Annotated in this window: 15 protein-coding genes; 6 read left to right on the top strand and 9 right to left on the bottom strand. The window is 73.7% G+C overall.

Features of this window, described 5'->3' with window-relative positions:
* The first annotated feature begins 32 nt into the window (after positions 1 to 32).
* Complete coding sequence (locus BLV02_RS01020; RefSeq protein WP_069111221.1) at positions 33 to 1418, top strand: MFS transporter; 1386 nt, start codon at positions 33 to 35, stop codon at positions 1416 to 1418.
* On the opposite strand, the gene BLV02_RS01025 is transcribed toward BLV02_RS01020, so the two are convergent.
* From BLV02_RS01025 to BLV02_RS01035, 3 genes are read right to left on the bottom strand one after another with little or no spacing between them, the layout of a single operon-like run.
* The gene (locus tag BLV02_RS01025; protein ID WP_069111222.1) at positions 1406 to 1921 is read right to left on the bottom strand and encodes a hypothetical protein; all 516 of its coding nucleotides are present in this window, start codon (positions 1919 to 1921) and stop codon (positions 1406 to 1408) included. The genes BLV02_RS01020 and BLV02_RS01025 overlap by 13 nt on opposite strands.
* Positions 1918 to 2604 carry an NADPH-dependent F420 reductase gene (locus BLV02_RS01030; protein WP_069111223.1) on the bottom strand — a complete coding sequence of 229 codons (687 nt, stop codon included), beginning with the start codon at positions 2602 to 2604 and terminating at the stop codon, positions 1918 to 1920. Before BLV02_RS01030 ends, BLV02_RS01025 begins: the two co-directional genes overlap by 4 nt.
* Complete coding sequence (locus BLV02_RS01035) at positions 2601 to 3635, bottom strand: LLM class flavin-dependent oxidoreductase (protein WP_069111537.1); 1035 nt, start codon at positions 3633 to 3635, stop codon at positions 2601 to 2603. The genes BLV02_RS01030 and BLV02_RS01035 overlap by 4 nt, the downstream gene beginning before the upstream one ends.
* Positions 3636 to 3985: 350 nt before the next feature.
* Here BLV02_RS01035 and BLV02_RS01040 point away from each other — a divergent pair, with 350 nt between their 5' ends.
* Positions 3986 to 4978 carry an AraC family transcriptional regulator gene (locus tag BLV02_RS01040; RefSeq protein WP_069111224.1) on the top strand — a complete coding sequence of 331 codons (993 nt, stop codon included), beginning with the start codon at positions 3986 to 3988 and terminating at the stop codon, positions 4976 to 4978.
* A gap of 12 nt (positions 4979 to 4990) precedes the next feature.
* On the opposite strand, the gene BLV02_RS01045 is transcribed toward BLV02_RS01040, so the two are convergent.
* Both BLV02_RS01045 and BLV02_RS01050 read right to left on the bottom strand, forming a co-directional pair.
* Positions 4991 to 5935, bottom strand: a complete 945-nt coding sequence (locus BLV02_RS01045) for a bacteriocin fulvocin C-related protein (protein ID WP_171906729.1) — start codon at positions 5933 to 5935, stop codon at positions 4991 to 4993.
* Positions 5936 to 6014: 79 nt separating this feature from the next.
* Complete coding sequence (locus BLV02_RS01050) at positions 6015 to 6356, bottom strand: lipopolysaccharide assembly protein LapA domain-containing protein (RefSeq protein WP_069111226.1); 342 nt, start codon at positions 6354 to 6356, stop codon at positions 6015 to 6017.
* A 131-nt stretch (positions 6357 to 6487) separates the two neighbouring features.
* Between BLV02_RS01050 and BLV02_RS01055 the strand changes: the two genes are divergently transcribed.
* Positions 6488 to 7432 (top strand): ATP-binding cassette domain-containing protein, encoded by a 945-nt coding sequence (locus BLV02_RS01055; RefSeq protein WP_069111227.1) that lies wholly within the window; start codon positions 6488 to 6490, stop codon positions 7430 to 7432.
* The gene (locus BLV02_RS01060) at positions 7429 to 8220 is read left to right on the top strand and encodes an ABC transporter permease (RefSeq protein WP_069111228.1); all 792 of its coding nucleotides are present in this window, start codon (positions 7429 to 7431) and stop codon (positions 8218 to 8220) included. The genes BLV02_RS01055 and BLV02_RS01060 overlap by 4 nt, the downstream gene beginning before the upstream one ends.
* Here the strand turns inward: BLV02_RS01060 and BLV02_RS01065 are convergent.
* On the bottom strand, positions 8195 to 9091 hold the full coding sequence (locus BLV02_RS01065) for a LysR family transcriptional regulator (protein WP_069111229.1): 897 nt from the start codon (positions 9089 to 9091) through the stop codon (positions 8195 to 8197). The two genes, BLV02_RS01060 and BLV02_RS01065, sit on opposite strands and share 26 nt — an antisense overlap.
* Before the next feature lie 74 nt (positions 9092 to 9165).
* Here BLV02_RS01065 and BLV02_RS01070 point away from each other — a divergent pair, with 74 nt between their 5' ends.
* A complete protein-coding gene (locus tag BLV02_RS01070) occupies positions 9166 to 9792 on the top strand; it encodes a LysE family translocator (protein WP_069111230.1) in 627 nt (208 codons plus the stop codon).
* 9 nt (positions 9793 to 9801) lie between these two features.
* On the opposite strand, the gene BLV02_RS01075 is transcribed toward BLV02_RS01070, so the two are convergent.
* Positions 9802 to 10254, bottom strand: coding sequence for a MarR family winged helix-turn-helix transcriptional regulator (locus tag BLV02_RS01075; protein WP_216094197.1), 453 nt, complete (start codon positions 10252 to 10254; stop codon positions 9802 to 9804).
* A 51-nt stretch (positions 10255 to 10305) separates the two neighbouring features.
* Here BLV02_RS01075 and BLV02_RS01080 point away from each other — a divergent pair, with 51 nt between their 5' ends.
* Positions 10306 to 10887 (top strand): TIGR03086 family metal-binding protein, encoded by a 582-nt coding sequence (locus tag BLV02_RS01080; RefSeq protein WP_069111231.1) that lies wholly within the window; start codon positions 10306 to 10308, stop codon positions 10885 to 10887.
* On the opposite strand, the gene BLV02_RS01085 is transcribed toward BLV02_RS01080, so the two are convergent.
* Positions 10854 to 13262 (bottom strand): MMPL family transporter, encoded by a 2409-nt coding sequence (locus BLV02_RS01085; protein ID WP_069111232.1) that lies wholly within the window; start codon positions 13260 to 13262, stop codon positions 10854 to 10856. The two genes, BLV02_RS01080 and BLV02_RS01085, sit on opposite strands and share 34 nt — an antisense overlap.
* 185 nt (positions 13263 to 13447) lie before the next feature.
* Positions 13448 to 14719: an ATP-binding protein gene (locus BLV02_RS01090; RefSeq protein ID WP_069111539.1), complete on the bottom strand. Its 1272-nt coding sequence runs from the start codon at positions 14717 to 14719 to the stop codon at positions 13448 to 13450.
* Positions 14720 to 14777 lie beyond the last annotated feature (58 nt).

Raw genomic sequence — 14777 nt, forward strand, 5'->3', positions numbered from 1 at the left:
TACTTCCACATACGAGTTAAGGAGGCCGGATCATGACGGACCACGAGACGACGACGGCGGCGGTCGCGCCGCACCCCTGGCGCTGGCGGATCCTGGGCTTCCTCGGGGTCGCGCAGCTGATGCTGATCCTCGACGTCACCGTCGTGGCCATCGCGCTGCCGCAGATCGAGACCGACCTCGGCGCCGGCCGCGAGGCGCTGACGTGGACGGTCAGCGCGTACGCGCTCGCGTTCGGCGGGCTGATGCTGCTTGGCGGCCGGCTCGCGGATCTCGTCGGGGCGAAGCGGGTCGTGCTCGCGGGCCTGGCGGTGTTCACGGCGGCGTCGCTGCTCACCGGGCTGGCGGACTCGTCCGAACTGCTCATCGCCGGGCGCATCGCCCAGGGCGTCGGCGCGGCGCTGCTGTCGCCGTCGGCGCTGTCGCTGGTCGTCACGCTGTTCGACGGCGACGAGCGCAACCGCGCGCTCGGCATCTGGTCCGCCCTCGGCGGTGGCGGCGCGGCGCTCGGCGTGCTGCTCGGCGGCCTGCTCACCGCGGGACCGGGCTGGCCGTGGGTGTTCTTCGTGAACGTGCCGATCGGCCTGGTCATCGCGGTCGCGCTGGCCCGCCTGCTGCCCCGTCATTCGGTGACGACGCCGCGCGGCCGGCTGGACCTGTTCGGCGCCCTGCTGGTGACGGCGTCGTCCGGCACGCTGATCTACGCGCTCATCCAGGCCGGCGACGGCGGCTGGCTGACGGCCACGACCGGCCTGCTGGTGCTGGCCGCGGCGGCCGGCTACCTGGCGTTCGTGACGTGGCAGCGCCGGGCCGGCGCCCCGCTGATGGACGTGCGCCTGCTGGCGCGGCGGCCGGTGGCGACCGGGACGTTCCTGATCCTGCTGGCGACGGCGCTGATGATCGCGGTGTTCTTCCTCGGCACGTTCTACTTCCAGCACGCGCACTCGTACGGGCCGCTGCGCACGGGCCTGCTGTTCCTGCCGGTCGCGCTGGCCACGATGGTGGGCGCCCAGCTCACCGGCCGGTCCATCACCACGCTCGGCGCCCGGCGGCTCGGCGTGATCGGCCTGCTGGTGGCGGCCGCCGGCATGACGGTGCCCGCGCTCTGGCTGCACCCGGCCGCGGTCGTCGCCGGGGTGTCCGTCGGCGCGGCCGGCACCGGCGCCATCTTCGTCGTCGCGTCGGCGACGGCGCTCGGCCAGGTCGCGCCGCACGAAGCCGGCGTCGCGTCGGGCATCGTCAGCACGTTCCACGAGTTCGGCGCCGCCAGCGGTGCGGCCGTCGTCTCCAGCGTGGCCGCCGCCAGCATCGTCGGCGACACCCTGGACGGCTTCACCAACGCCTTCATCGTGGCTGCCGTCGCCGCGGCGGCCTCCGCCCTCATCGCCGCGGTCGTCACCCCCGGGCGTCAGAGGCTGTGAGCGAGCAGTTCCAGGCCGATGACCACCAGGCCGATGACGACCTCGGCGAGCAGGACGATGAGCCGCTGCCAGGCCGGTAGCCGGACCCGGCGGACGGCCAGGTAGCCGATCGCGGCGAGGGCGGCCACCAGCGCGATGCTGGCCGCCCTCAACGCGGGCTCGATCTCCCACACGTCCGCGACCGCGAGGCCGATGAACACGGCCGGCAGCACCAGGGCGCCCAGCGCGCCGAAGCTGACCCGGGCCATGTGCCGCAGCTCGGCCCGCACCGGCAGCGACTCGTGGACGGCGATGTGCGACACGATGTCGGCGACGAGGACGGCGAGGACGGTGCCGATGACGACGACGGCGAGCGACAGCGCGGCCTCACCGGCCGACACCGCGTGGGCGCGCAGCGCGAGCACGACGGCGAGCGCGGTGAAGGTGATGTAGATGCGTTCCTTGAGGATGTCGGCGCGCTGGCCGGGCGGCAGATCGTCGTCGCGGCCCGGCTCGAGGCTCATCCGGCCAGCGTAGCGGCGCGAGCCGCGGCCACCTCGCGTCCACGCGGCGTCGCCGGGAAGTCGTCCAGCAGCACCCGCAGCTCCCCCGCGTCGACGTTCGCGCCGAAGACGGGGGTGAACGGCTCCATCCGCACGCCCTCGGCCAGCGGCCCGGCGACGACCGGGTCGAAGCCGAGCGCGTCGACGATCTGCGCGGCCCGCTCGACGTCGGCGGCGTCGTCGCCCGCGACGGCGATGGCCTTGCGGTCCGGCGCCCCGGCGGGCCGCGCGCCGTCCTCGAGGTCGTGGTAGCCCATGTGGTTGAACGCCTTGACGACCCGCGCCTGCGGCAGGAACGCCCGCACCAGCTCGCTCGACGACGTCCGCGGGTCGGTGAGGTCGTCGCGGCCGCCGTCGACCTCCCACCAGTAGTTCATCGCGTCGAGCACGAGCTTGCCGCGCAGCGCGTCGGCCGGGATCGTCCGGTACTTCCCCAGCGGCAGCGCCAGCACGACGACGTCCGCCTCCTCGGCGGCCCGACGAGCGGTGACGGCGACCGCGCCGGGCGTGACGACGTCGACGATCAGCGCGATCCGGTCGACCGCGCCCGAGCCGGCGACCAGCACCCGGTACCCGGCCGCGACGGCGAGCCGGGCCAGGACGGTGCCGACCTTGCCGGCGCCCAGGATCGCGATGGTCGTCACGAGCCGGTCACCAGGTCGCGGACCATCGGGACGACCTTCGACCCGTACAGCTCGACGGCGCGCAGCCGCGCGCTCACCGGCTGCGCGCCGGCGGTGTAGATGAGGTCGAACCGGCCGACGCCGAGGGTCTGGACGGCGCCGGCGATCTTGCGGGCGACCGTCTCCGGCGAGCCGACGTAGAGCGAGCCGTGCTCGATCTCGTGCTCGAACTCGCGCGGCGTGATCGGCGGCCAGCCGCGCTCGCGGCCGATGCGGTCGCGGTTCACCTTGTACCGCGGGTAGTACACCTCCCTGGCCTCCTCGTCGGTGTCGGCGACGAAGCCCGGCGAGTGCATGCCGGCGGGGTGCGCGACGGTGCCGAACTGGCCGGCCGCGCGCTGGTAGAGGTCGAGGTAGGGGGCGAACCGGTCCGGCGCGCCGCCGATGATCGCGAGCATGAGCGGCAGGCCGTAGTAGGCGGTGCGGACGACGGACTGCGGGGTGCCGCCGACGCCGACCCAGGTGGTCAGCCGGCCGGACTCGGTCTTCGGGTACACGTCGGCGTTCTCCAGCCCGGCCCGCATCGTGCCGTTCCAGGTCACCGGCTTCTCGTCGAGCAGCTGGGTGAACAGCTGCAGCTTCTCCTCGAACAGCTGGTCGTAGTCGGCGAGGTCGTAGCCGAACAGCGGGAACGACTCGGTGAACGAGCCGCGGCCCAGGATCACCTCGGCGCGGCCGCTGGAGAGCGCGTCGACGGTGGCGAAGCGCTGGAACACCCGCACCGGGTCGTCCGAGCTCAGCACCGTCACGCCGGATCCGAGCCGGATGGACGACGTACGTGCGGCGATGGCGGCCAGCACCGTCTCCGGCGTCGAGATCGAGTAGTCGGGACGGTGGTGCTCGCCCAGCGCGATCGCGTCGACGCCGAGGTCGTCGGCCAGGACGGCCTCCTCGACGACCTGGCGGATCGCCGCCGCGTGGCTGACGGGCACGCCGTCGTCGCTTTCCGGCACGTCGCCGAAGGTGTCCAGTCCGAACGCGATGTCACTCATGCCGTCCACAACATTGATGACATGTCAACTATTTCCGCCGCGATCACGGGCCGCCGCCGGGTACCTGTGGGCGGGATGACGACTCCCGGCGGCGGGGTCCGTGAGCCCCCGGCCGCGGCCCTGGTCCGGCTCTCGCACCGCGCGACCGGGGGACGGAGACCCGGGATGCCTCTCGAATGGACCCGGGTCACGGGCGGCGGGTGCGGATTCCCCCGACTCCTCGCACTGCCGCTACGGCACCGTAATCCGCGCCGCGCGCTGCTGGAACAGGAAGTCCGCACAACCTTGCGCTTTCCGGGCAGATCGTGCGTACGCTGGGCCAGCAGGGCCGGGCAGACCCGGGGGTGCCCATGGGGAACCACGTCGCGACGGTGCCGATCGAGCGCTCCGTGGTGGTCGCGCGCACCATGAACGAGTCGGCCGAGGTCATCCGCCGGCTCTACATCGGCCACCAGCCGCGCCTCGGCCGCGACCACGCGGGGACGGAGTTCCGCGTCGTGTCGGCGCGCGCGGCGGTCCGGGCCGGCCCGCTCGGCGCCGACCGCGTCCACGTCACCGTCAACTTCCGGACCGCCACCGAGCCGTTCGGCTACCTGTTCGCGATGTCCGTCGTGCACGGCAGGTTCACCGCGACGGCCGGCGGCGAGGAGGTGCAGGCCGTCGCCGGCGACTCCCTGCTGTTCCCGCCCGGCGCGCCGGTGTCCGCGCGGTGGACCGACCTCGACGCCGGGATCCTGCGGCTGCCGATGTCGTGCGCCGCCGACCTCGCCGCGGAGCGGTTCGGCATCGACCCCGCCGACCTGCGGTTCGAGTCGATGTCCCCGGTGACGCCGCGGCTCGGGCAGTACTTCCGCAACGTGTGCGCGCTGGTCGGGCGCGAGCTGATGGCCGACGACTCCTCGGCGGCGCACCCGCTGGTCGCCGAGGAGCTGGTGCGCAGCGCGGCCGCCGCCGCACTGGCGACGTTCCCGAACACGACGATGACCGTCGCCCACTCCCCCGGGCCGGGCTACGTCGCGCCGCGGGCCGTGCGCCGTGCGGCGGCGTACATCGAGACGAACGCCGCCGCGCCGATCACGCTCGCCGACATCGCGGCGGCCGCCGGGATCGGGGCCCGCGCGCTGCAGTACGCGTTCGCCCGGCACCTGGGCACGACGCCGCTGGCGTACCTGCGCCGGGTGCGGCTCGAACGCGCGCACCGGGAGCTGCAGGCCGCCGACCCCACGTCCGGCGCGACCGTGGCCGCCGTCGCCGCGTCGTGGGGGTTCGCGAAGCCGGGCCGGTTCGCCATGGAGTACCGGCAGCAGTTCGGGCAGTCACCGAGCCGGACGCTGCGCACCTGAGCGGTGGGCACGTCAGTCGGTGCGGCACATGCCGTTGCACTCGAACCCACACAGGTCGCCGCAGCCTGTCTCTGACCTCCGACAGATCCACATTCCGCGGCGACAGGGGTGGCCGTGGCACCAGACGTAGCGCGTGTCGCAGTCGCAGTCCGGCGCCCGGGCCGCGAGCGCCGCGGTGCCATCGTCCGGACCCAGCGTGCCCAGCAGGGCGTACGCGTCCGACTCCCCGAACGCGGCGACGGCGTCGGCGTGCAGGTCGAGTAGGGCGTCGTCCGGACGGCCGCCGGGCGCGTGGGCGGCCGGGTCGGCGGCGATCGCGACGGCGTCGTCGACCACCGCTCGCTGTGCCGCCGTCAGCCCGGTCCGGGCCGCGTCGAACCGGGTGAGGTGCTCCACCCAGAGCGTGCTGCGGACGGCTACCGGGTGCGCGGCGTAGATGGCCCGCCGGTACGCCACGGGATAGGCGGCGAAGGCGTCGTAGCCGGCCGGTAGCGCGTCGCGGTGCGCGTCGACCCACGCCTGCGCGGCCGTGCGGGTGCGCTCGGCGAACGTGGGCGGCCGGCCGGCGATCACCATCCCGGCCACGACCACCGCACCGGCGCCCAGCCGAAGGAACCCGGCCCGGTCGTGGACCGGACGATCCAGCGGGCGCCCCGCCGCTTCGCGGCGCAGCCGGCCCAGCGCGCGCAGCACCCCCGCCGACGTGCGCGGGCCGAGCCGGCGGGCCAGCGGGACCGCCATCCGGGCGCCGGTCCACGCGCTCACCGCGTCGCCGTCGACGCGCAGCAGGGTCGGCGCCCATTCGGGGTCGCCGGCCCGCCGCCGCCAGTCCTCGACGTCGGGGTGGCGCAGTGGCAGCACCTCGAGCCGGTCCCCGGCGGCCCTGGCGACGGCGGCCCAGATCTCGCGGCAGGTGCCGCACGAGGCGTCGAAGGCGAGGACCCAGCGAACGGTCATGGCGTCCTCCTCGCGAGCGGTGGACGCCAGCATGGGCCGGCGAAGCGTCACGCCGACGTCAGATCGGCGTCGCCGCCGGTCAGCCCCGGCGGTTGAGGCGGCGCAGCTGCGCGATGCGGATGGTGCCGACGATGGTCGCCAGCAGCCCGGCGCCAGCGGCCGCGATCAGAAGCGCGACGGCGAGCGGCACGGTGCCGTTCATCCAGAGGAACGTGACGTCGACGGTCTCGGTGTTCTGCGCGATGAACACGATCAGCAGGCCGAGCACCAGCACCGTGACGCAGATGCCGACCCAGACCGCGCCGGTGCGCGAACGGGGCAGTTCGCCGCCGCGCTTGCCGTTCGTCGCCTCGCCGCTCGGCGCGTCGCCGTCGTCGGGAGGGGCCGTGCCGGCCGGGCGGTCGTCGTCGGGCGTGGTCATGCGATCACCTCCCCGTGGTCACCGCGGTGACACTCGTCACACTAGCCACCCGCACCCCGCCCAGCAGGCGTTTCCGGGGATCGCTTCGCTATATAGTGAAGCCACTTCACTATGAAGCCAAGGAGGCATCCATGACGCTCGCCATCGAGACCGCCGGGCTGCGCAAGCGGTTCGGCGAGGTCAGCGCGCTCGACGGACTGGACCTGACGGTCGAGCGCGGCGTGGTCTACGGGCTGCTGGGTCCGAACGGCGCCGGCAAGACGACCGCCGTCCGGGTGCTCGCGACGCTGCTCGCCGCCGACGAGGGCGAGGCCCGGGTGCTCGGCCACGACGTGCGGCGCGAGGCCGACGCCGTCCGGTCCCGGCTGTCGCTGACCGGGCAGTACGCGTCGGTCGACCAGGACCTCACCGGGGCGGAGAACCTGACGCTGATCGGCCGGCTGCTCGGTCACACCGGCCGGGCGGCGCGCGAGCGGGCCGCCGAGCTGCTGGCCGCGTTCGACCTCGCCGACGCCGCCGGCCGTCCGGTCAAGCAGTACTCCGGCGGCATGCGGCGCCGGCTCGACATCGCCGCCAGCATCGTCGTCACCCCCGACCTGCTGGTCCTGGACGAGCCGACCACCGGCCTCGACCCGCGCAGCCGCGCCGACGTGTGGCGCATCGTCCGGGCGCTGGCCGCGCAGGGCACCACGATCCTGCTGACCACGCAGTACCTCGAGGAGGCCGACGCGCTGGCCGCCCGGGTCGCCGTCGTCGACGGCGGACGGGTGGTCGCCGAGGGCACGCCGGGCGAGCTGAAGGCGTCCGTCGGCGCCGCCCGGCTGCACGTCCGGTTCGACGACGCCGGCACCGCCGCGGCCGCGGCCGGCACGCTGCGCTCGTCGTTCGGCCTCGACGTCGTGCACGAGCCGGGCAGCGGCGCGCTCACCGCGCCGGTCGACGACCCGGAGCGGGCGACGGCGATCCTCGCCGAGCTGACCCGCCGGCACGCCCCCGTGACCGGCTTCTCGCTCGACCGGCCCAGCCTCGACGAGGTGTTCCTCGCTCTCACCGCACGCCAGGAGGTGTCGTCATGACCATCGAGTCGCTCACCGGCGGCCCGCGCCCGCACCGGGCCGGCGCCGTCGCCACCACCGCCGCCTACGCCCGGCGCGGCCTGCTCAAGCTGCGCCGCGTGCCCGAGCAACTGGTCGACGTCACCATCGGCCCGATCCTGCTGCTGGTCATGTTCACCTACGTGTTCGGCGGCGCGATCTCCGGCACGACCGGCGACTACCTGCAGTTCCTGCTGCCCGGCATCCTGGTGATGGGCGTGCTGCTCACCGCCGTCCAGTCCGGCGTCACGCTGCAGGCCGACCGCTCCTCAGGCGTCGTCGACCGGTTCCGCTCGCTGCCCGGCTGGCGGGCCGCGCCGCTGGTCGGCGCCGTGCTGGCCGACTCCGTCCGGTACGCCGCGACGGCCGCCATCATCGTCGTCACCGGGCTGCTGCTCGGGTTCGACGCCGGCGGCGGCGTGCTCGGCGTGCTGGCCGCCGCGCTGCTCGTCGTCGTGTTCGCGTTCGCGCTGTCGTGGCTGTTCACGACACTCGGCCTGGCGGTACGCAACGCCGGCGCCGTGCAGGGCATCGGGATGATGGCGGTGTTCCTGCTGGTCTTCGTCAGCAACGTGTTCGTCGACCCCGCGACCCTGCCCGGCGTCGTGGCCGCGTTCGTCGACGTCAACCCGATCTCGCACCTGGTCGACGCGGTGCGGGCGCTGCTGTACGGCGACCCGGCCGGGCCGGAGGTCGCGCTCACCCTGGCCGAGGCCGCCGCCGTCACCGCCGTGTTCGCCCCGCTCACCGCGCGGCTGTACGGGCGGTGAGCGCGGCGGCCTCGCCGAGCGCGTCGAGCAGCGCCGCCGTTGCCGGCGGGTCCGGCGGGTCGCCGTAGGTGGCGGCGAAGATCCGCCGCGGCGGCACGTCGAGGCGGGTGACGGTGACGGCGGGGTCGCGGTGGGCGCGCAGCGCCAGCCCGGGGATGGTCGTGACGCCCAGGCCGGCGGCGACCAGGCTCTGCATGACGACCATGTCGTCGGTGGTCGAGGTCAGCCGCGGCGTGAACCCGGCCCGCTCGCACAGCTCGACGAGGTGGGCGCGGCACCGCTGGCAGCCGCCGATCCACGCGGCGTCGCGATGGTCGGCCAGCGGGCCGCCGCCGGCGCCGTCGCCGCCGGTGAGCAGGTACAGCGGGTCGTCGAGCAGGTGCCGCAGCCGGACGCCGTCCTCCTCGGGCGCCGTCTCGTCGTAGCGGAAGATCACCGCGACGTCGGCCCGCCCGGCCCGCAGCAGCCGCAGCGCGTCGTCGGGGTGGGCGTCGGCCAGGCCCAGCTCCAGGCCCGGGTGCCGCTCGGCGAGGACGGCGGCGGCGCGCGGCACCAGCGCGCTCATGACCGAGCCGAAGCCGGCCAGCCGGACCCGGCCCGCCCGCAGCCCGACCAGCGTCGACAGCTCGGCCGCCGCGGAGTCGACCCGGCCGATGATCTCGGCCGCGCGCTCGGCCAGCAGCCGGCCGGCCTCGGTCAGACGGATGCCGCGGCCGACCCGCTGCAGCAGGTGCGCGCCGGTCTCGGTCTCGAGCCGGGCGAGGTGGTGGCTGAGCGACGGCTGCGTGTAGTGCAGTTCGCGCGCCGCGGCCGTGACCGAGCCGTGCCGGTGGACCGCGTCGAGGATCCGAAGCTGCACCAAGCTGACCATTCATAGAGCCTACTCATGAGTCAGCACGGAAACTGGCATTGGACCTATCTATGCTGGCCGGGCAGGCTTTTCCCATGACGACCTTCGCCCTCGCCGCCCTCGTGCTGATCATGCTGCCGGGTCCCGACCAGGCCCTCATCACCCGCAACGCGCTCGTCGGCGGCCGCACCGGCGGGCTGCTGACGATGACCGGCGGCGTGCTCGGCCTGGCGGTCCACGCGACCGCCGCCGCGGTGGGGCTGTCGGCGCTGCTGCTGGCCTCGGCGACGGCGTTCACCGTGCTGAAGATCGCCGGCGCGGCGTACCTGCTGTGGCTGGCCGTGCAGTTGCTGCGCTCGGCGGCGCGGTCGCGGCGCTCGCCCGCGGCCGCCGGCGAGGTGGTGACGGCCCCGCCGCGGCGCTGGGCCTACCTGCGTCAGGGCTTCCTGTCGAACGCGCTCAACCCCAAGGTCGCGCTGTTCTTCGTCACGTTCCTGCCGCAGTTCCTGTCCGCCGGCGCGGGCTCGGCGCGGGCCGAGGCGCTGCTGCTCTCGGCGGTGTTCGCGCTGCTCTACCTCGCCTGGTTCGGCCTCTACGTCGCCGCCGTCGACCGGCTGGGCCGCTGGCTGCGACGTCCGGCCGTCAAGGCCCGCATCGAGCAGGCGACCGGCGTGCTGCTGGCCGCCGTGGCGATCAGGCTGGCGACGGCGGCGAGCCACTGACCACGGGCGTCAGTCGTCAGCCAGGTTCGCCAGCTCGTCCGGCGGCAGCGCCGACAACTCCGTCAGGGCCCGGACGAACCCGCGGCGGTCGGTGGCCGGCAGCCGGGACAGCAGCCGGTCCTCGCGCGACCGGATGCCGGCGGTGATGGCCCGCCGCACCCGGCGGCCCTCGTCGGTGATGGCGAGCAGCCGCACCCGGCGGTCGTCGGGGTCGGGGGTCCGGGTGATCAGCCCGGCGTCCTGCAACTCGTCGAGCGTGCCGATGATGCGGGTCTTGTCGGCGCCGATGGCCTCGGCCAGCGCGGCCTGGGTGCGGATGGGCGTGCGGTCGAGCGCGGTGAGCACGGAGTAGCCCCACATGGCGACGCCGTGCGCGTCGAGCACGGGCTGCTCTACCGCGAGCAGCGCCCGCACCACGGGGTACATCATGGCGGCGAGGTCGCGGCGGTCGTCGGACGGCACGTTCCGAAAATACCAATGGCGCAATCATAAGCGGAGGCGTACGATCAGCGCATGCACATCATCGACCTCGACGCCCGGGCGGTCCGGGCCAGCGCCGAGCTGGTCGCCACGGCCACCGCCGCCGACCTCTCCAAGCCCACCCCGTGCCTCGGCTGGACGCTGTACGGCCTGCTGGCGCACATGACGACGCAGCACTACGGGTTCGCGGCCGCCTCGCGCGGCGACGCCGACCCCGCCACCTGGAAGCTGTTGTCCCTCGGCGACGACCCGGTCCGCGCCTACCTCGAGTCCGCCGACCACGTCATCGCCGCCTTCGCCGCCGACGGCGTGCCCGAGCGCGCGTTCCCGCTGCCCGAGTTCCGTCCCGAGCCGTTCCCCGCCGAGCAGGCCGTCAGCTTCCACCTGGTCGACTACGTGGTGCACGCCTGGGACGTCGCGAAGACGCTCGGCGCCGAGGTGACGTTCGACGACGACGTCCTCGACGCCGCCCACGCCGTGGCCGCCGTCGTCCCGGCCGGGCCTGTGAGGGTGGTGCCGGGTGCGGCGTTCGGGCCGGTGGTGCCGTGGGAGGGAGGGTCGCGGCTGGACCAGTTGGTCGCCTACCTGGGCCGGTCGCCCGTCTGGCCGGCCTGAGCGGCCGCCGCGCCGGCCTCCGCGTCGTCCGCCGCCTCCTGGTCCTCCGGCAGGGCGGCGGGGGTGTGCCGCCGTTCCAGGGCCGCGCCCTCGACGTCGGCGTTCGGCAGGAGGCGGTCCAGCCAGCGCGGGAGCCACCACGCGGCGTTCCCGGCCAGGTGCATCAGGGCCGGCACCAGCGTCATCCGCACGACGAACGCGTCGACCAGCACGCCGAAGGCGAGGCCGAACCCGATCGGCCGGACCATCGCCAGGTGCGAGAAGACGAACCCGCCGAAGACGGAGATCATGATGATCGCCGCCGCCGTCACAACGGCCCGGCCGGCGCGCAGGCCGCGGGCCACCGCCAGGCGGGCCGGCTCGCCGTGCACGTACGCCTCGCGCATGCCCGACACCAGGAACAGCTGGTAGTCCATGGCCAGCCCGAACAGCACGCCCACCAGCAGGATCGGCAGGAAGCTCAGCACCGGCCCCGCGTCGTGCACGCCGAAGACCGAGCCCAGCCAGCCCCACTGGTAGATCGCGACCACACCGCCGAACGCGGCGAGCACCGACAGCACGAACCCGCCGGTCGCGATGACCGGCACCAGCAGCGACCGGAACACCACCAGCAGAATCAGCAGCGACAGCCCGATCACCACGGCCAGGTACACCGGCAGCGCGTCGGCGAGCTGGTCGGAGATGTCGATGTTCGCGCTGGCCTGGCCGGCGACCGCCAGCGCGACACCGGGCGCGTCCTCCAGCGGGAGGTCGCGCAGCCGGTGCACGAGGTCCTCCGTCGACACGCTGCTCGGGCCACCGGCCGGAACCACCTGGAAGGCGGCGACGGTCCCGGAGTCCGACACGCCGATCGGGGCCACCGCGACGACGTCGTCCTGCGCGCTCAGCTGCCGGGCGACGGCGACGGTCAGCTCGGCGCGGGCCGCCTCGTCGACGTCCGCGGGGAGGTCGGCGACCACCACCAGCGGGCCGTTCACCCCGGCGCCGAACGCGTCGGCCGCCACCGTGTAGGCGCGGTACTGCGTCGAGTCCTCCGGCTCCGACGACCCGTCCGGCAGCCCCAGCCGCATCGACGCCGCCGGGATCGCGACGACGGCCAGCGCCAGCACGCCGAGCACCAGCCCGGCCACCGCGCGCGACGTCCGCATCGGGCGCACGTCGTCGGGCCGGGCCGCGGCGGCGTCCGGGCGGCGGGCCCGGCGCGGCAGCACCCGCCGCCCGATCAGCGAGAGCAGCGCCGGCGTCAGCGTCACCGCGATCAGCACGGCCACGACGACGGCGACCGCGGCGACCGTCCCCATCAGGCCGAGGAAGCCGATGCCGGTGACGTTCAGCGCCACCAGCGCGATGACGACGGTGCTGCCAGCGAAGACGACGGCGTTGCCGGAGGTGCCGTTCGCGAGGCCGATCGACTCCTCGAGCTCCATCCCTTCGCGCAGCTGGCGGCGGTGCCGGTTGAGGATGAACAGCGAGTAGTCGATGCCGACCGCGAGCCCGAGCATCACGCCGAGAATCGGTGTCACGGTGATCATCTCGACCACGCCCGAGAACGCCAGCGCGCCCAGCGACGCGATGCCGACGCCGATCAGCGCGGTGAGGATCGGCAGCCCGGCCGCGACCACCGTGCCGAGCATGACGACGAGCACGACCGCGGCGACCGCCAGGCCGACGACCTCGGCCGGGCCGGCGAGGTCGTCGGCGTTCTGCACCAGCTCCGCCGCGTAGTCGACCTGGACGCCGTCGATCGGCTCGGCGCCGATGGCGTCCAGCACGGCGTCCTTGGTCTGCGTCGTGACGCTGAAGATCGGCTGGTCGAACACGACGACGCCGACGGCGACCGAGCCGTCCTCCGACACCGTGCGGACGCCGGCGGCGAGGTCCAGCTGTGCGGCGGCCAGCTCCAGCTGCCGGCGTTGCGCGTCGAGCTGGGGCTGCGCCTGCGCCAGCGTGCCCGCCTGGCGAGCCTGCTCCGTCGCGGCATCCAGCTGCGCCAGGCCGTCGCGGACCTGCTGCTCCTGGGCGGCGCGCTGCTCGGCGCTGGTGAACGGGTCGACGACCGCCCGCACGCCGTCGACCTCGCCCGCGCGGGCCAGCGCGGCGCTGACGCCCGCCCGCTGGTCGTCGGTGAACGCCGCCCCGTCGCCGGTGTGGAAGACGACGTTGGCGGTGCCGCCGCTCGCGTCCGGCAGCTCCTCCGCCAGCCGGTCCGACACCCGCTGTGTCGGCGTGCCGGGGATGGTGATCGCGCTGCTCAGCGTCCCACCGGCGACGGCGTACGCGACACCGGCCGCGACCAGCACCAGCACCCACCCGGCCACGACCGGCCACGCGCGCCGGGCGGCGAACCGCCCGATCCGGTACAGCACCTCAGCCATGGCGTCGAGCCTCCTCGCGACGGGGCACGGCTCAGCGGTACCCGTTCCTTGTGGTTGTGATCAGCCGGCTTCTCGAGTTGCCCGCAGACGACGCTGGGCGCGGCGGTGGGCATGCCAGTGCGCATGCGGAACCACCAGCCCGCCGGCCGGCGAGTGCACCAGCGGGTCGAGTCAACTCGGCCCGGTCAGGGCTCGAGCTCCCAGAGCGCACTCGTCGGCATCGCGATCAAGTTCGGCCCGAACGACAGTGTCTGGTGCCCCGAATAGAGCACGATCCCGACGACGAAGTCATGACCGACCCGCTCCGCAAGGTGTCTGAGCCCACGGAAGTCGTCTTGTCGGACGGTGGCCGCCGCCTTGACCTCGACACCGACCACGCCTCGGTGCGGATGCTCGAGGACGAGGTCCACCTCGACCTTGTCTCGGGTGCGGTAGTGGGACAGCTCGATCGGTTCGTCGTTCCAGCTGAGCTGGCGCGAGATCTCGGAGGCGACGAAGCTCTCCAGCAGCGGACCGAACGCGTTGTTCGTCGGCTCGAGAAGCTTCTCAGCGGTTTGATTGAGCAGATGTGCGGCAACGCCCGAGTCCACGAAGAAGATCTTCGGGGCTGCCGTCGCCCGCGCACTGACGTTCCTCGACCAGGAGGGGAGGCGCTTGACGAGGAAGACCTGCTCGAGCAAGGTCACGTAGCGGCGTGCGGTTGCCGCGGCGACGCGAGCGTCACTGGCAATGGGATCCATGACCAGCAGCGAGCCCGCGCGTGCTGCGAGCAGGCGCAGCACGATGTGCAGTTCGGGAAGACGTTCGATCTCGCCGATCTCGGTGATCTCGCGTTCGATGAGGTTGTCGATATACGCGTTGAAGTATCGGCGGCGACTGGCCGGGCGAGCGAGAGTGACCACCTCCGGAAACCCGCCCCGCACCAGGCGCTCCGCGTAGGCGCCGCGGGTGAGCCTGGTGGAGTGCCGCAGTTTCGGCCCGTGCTCGAACACCGCGTCGACGAATCCGTCGGCGGCTTGGTCGATCTCGCCCTGGGAGAAGGGCCAGAGCTCGACCGTCCGGACGCGCCCTGGGAGCGCGTCAGGGACCGACTTGAGCGCGAAGACACGAGCCGAACCGGTCAGGAGGAAACGTCCTCGGCGTGGTCGTTCGTCCACGTCGGCCTTGATCGCCAGCAGCAGCTCGGGCACTCGCTGGATCTCATCGATGGCGAGCATGCCAGGCACGTCGACGAAGCTCTTGGGATCGGCCGCAGCTGCCGCCCGCATGTCCGGATCATCGAGAGTGCGTGCAGTCGCGTCAGGGTTCTCCCGCGTGATGATCCGCATGAGCGTGCTCTTGCCGGCTTGGCGCGCACCTTGCACGAGCACGACGCGCGCCTCGTCCAGGGCGATGCGTACCGCCTCGGCAGCCCGTCGAGGACGCACTCCCTCGAAAGCTGTGATGTCTGCCGGCATGGTGGCGAGCATATCGACTCTGACTAGGATCGACAACGATCTGCCAGGAGGTGTCCTG

The organism is Jiangella alba (assembly GCF_900106035.1).
In the GTDB taxonomy this organism is placed as follows: Bacteria; Actinomycetota; Actinomycetes; order Jiangellales; family Jiangellaceae; genus Jiangella; species Jiangella alba.

Bases quoted from the DNA above. Each gene is read 5' to 3' on its own strand.
- BLV02_RS01020 (WP_069111221.1), top strand. From the start codon at position 33: ATGACGGACCACGAGACGACGACGGCGGCGGTCGCGCCGCACCCCTGG.
- BLV02_RS01085 (WP_069111232.1), bottom strand. From the start codon at position 13,262: ATGGCTGAGGTGCTGTACCGGATCGGGCGGTTCGCCGCCCGGCGCGCG.
- BLV02_RS01035 (WP_069111537.1), bottom strand. From the start codon at position 3,635: ATGAGTGACATCGCGTTCGGACTGGACACCTTCGGCGACGTGCCGGAA.
- BLV02_RS01045 (WP_171906729.1), bottom strand. From the start codon at position 5,935: ATGACCGTTCGCTGGGTCCTCGCCTTCGACGCCTCGTGCGGCACCTGC.
- BLV02_RS01090 (WP_069111539.1), bottom strand. From the start codon at position 14,719: ATGCCGGCAGACATCACAGCTTTCGAGGGAGTGCGTCCTCGACGGGCT.
- BLV02_RS01025 (WP_069111222.1), bottom strand. From the start codon at position 1,921: ATGAGCCTCGAGCCGGGCCGCGACGACGATCTGCCGCCCGGCCAGCGC.
- BLV02_RS01070 (WP_069111230.1), top strand. From the start codon at position 9,166: ATGACGACCTTCGCCCTCGCCGCCCTCGTGCTGATCATGCTGCCGGGT.
- BLV02_RS01055 (WP_069111227.1), top strand. From the start codon at position 6,488: ATGACGCTCGCCATCGAGACCGCCGGGCTGCGCAAGCGGTTCGGCGAG.
- BLV02_RS01080 (WP_069111231.1), top strand. From the start codon at position 10,306: ATGCACATCATCGACCTCGACGCCCGGGCGGTCCGGGCCAGCGCCGAG.
- BLV02_RS01040 (WP_069111224.1), top strand. From the start codon at position 3,986: ATGGGGAACCACGTCGCGACGGTGCCGATCGAGCGCTCCGTGGTGGTC.
- BLV02_RS01060 (WP_069111228.1), top strand. From the start codon at position 7,429: ATGACCATCGAGTCGCTCACCGGCGGCCCGCGCCCGCACCGGGCCGGC.
- BLV02_RS01065 (WP_069111229.1), bottom strand. From the start codon at position 9,091: ATGGTCAGCTTGGTGCAGCTTCGGATCCTCGACGCGGTCCACCGGCAC.
- BLV02_RS01050 (WP_069111226.1), bottom strand. From the start codon at position 6,356: ATGACCACGCCCGACGACGACCGCCCGGCCGGCACGGCCCCTCCCGAC.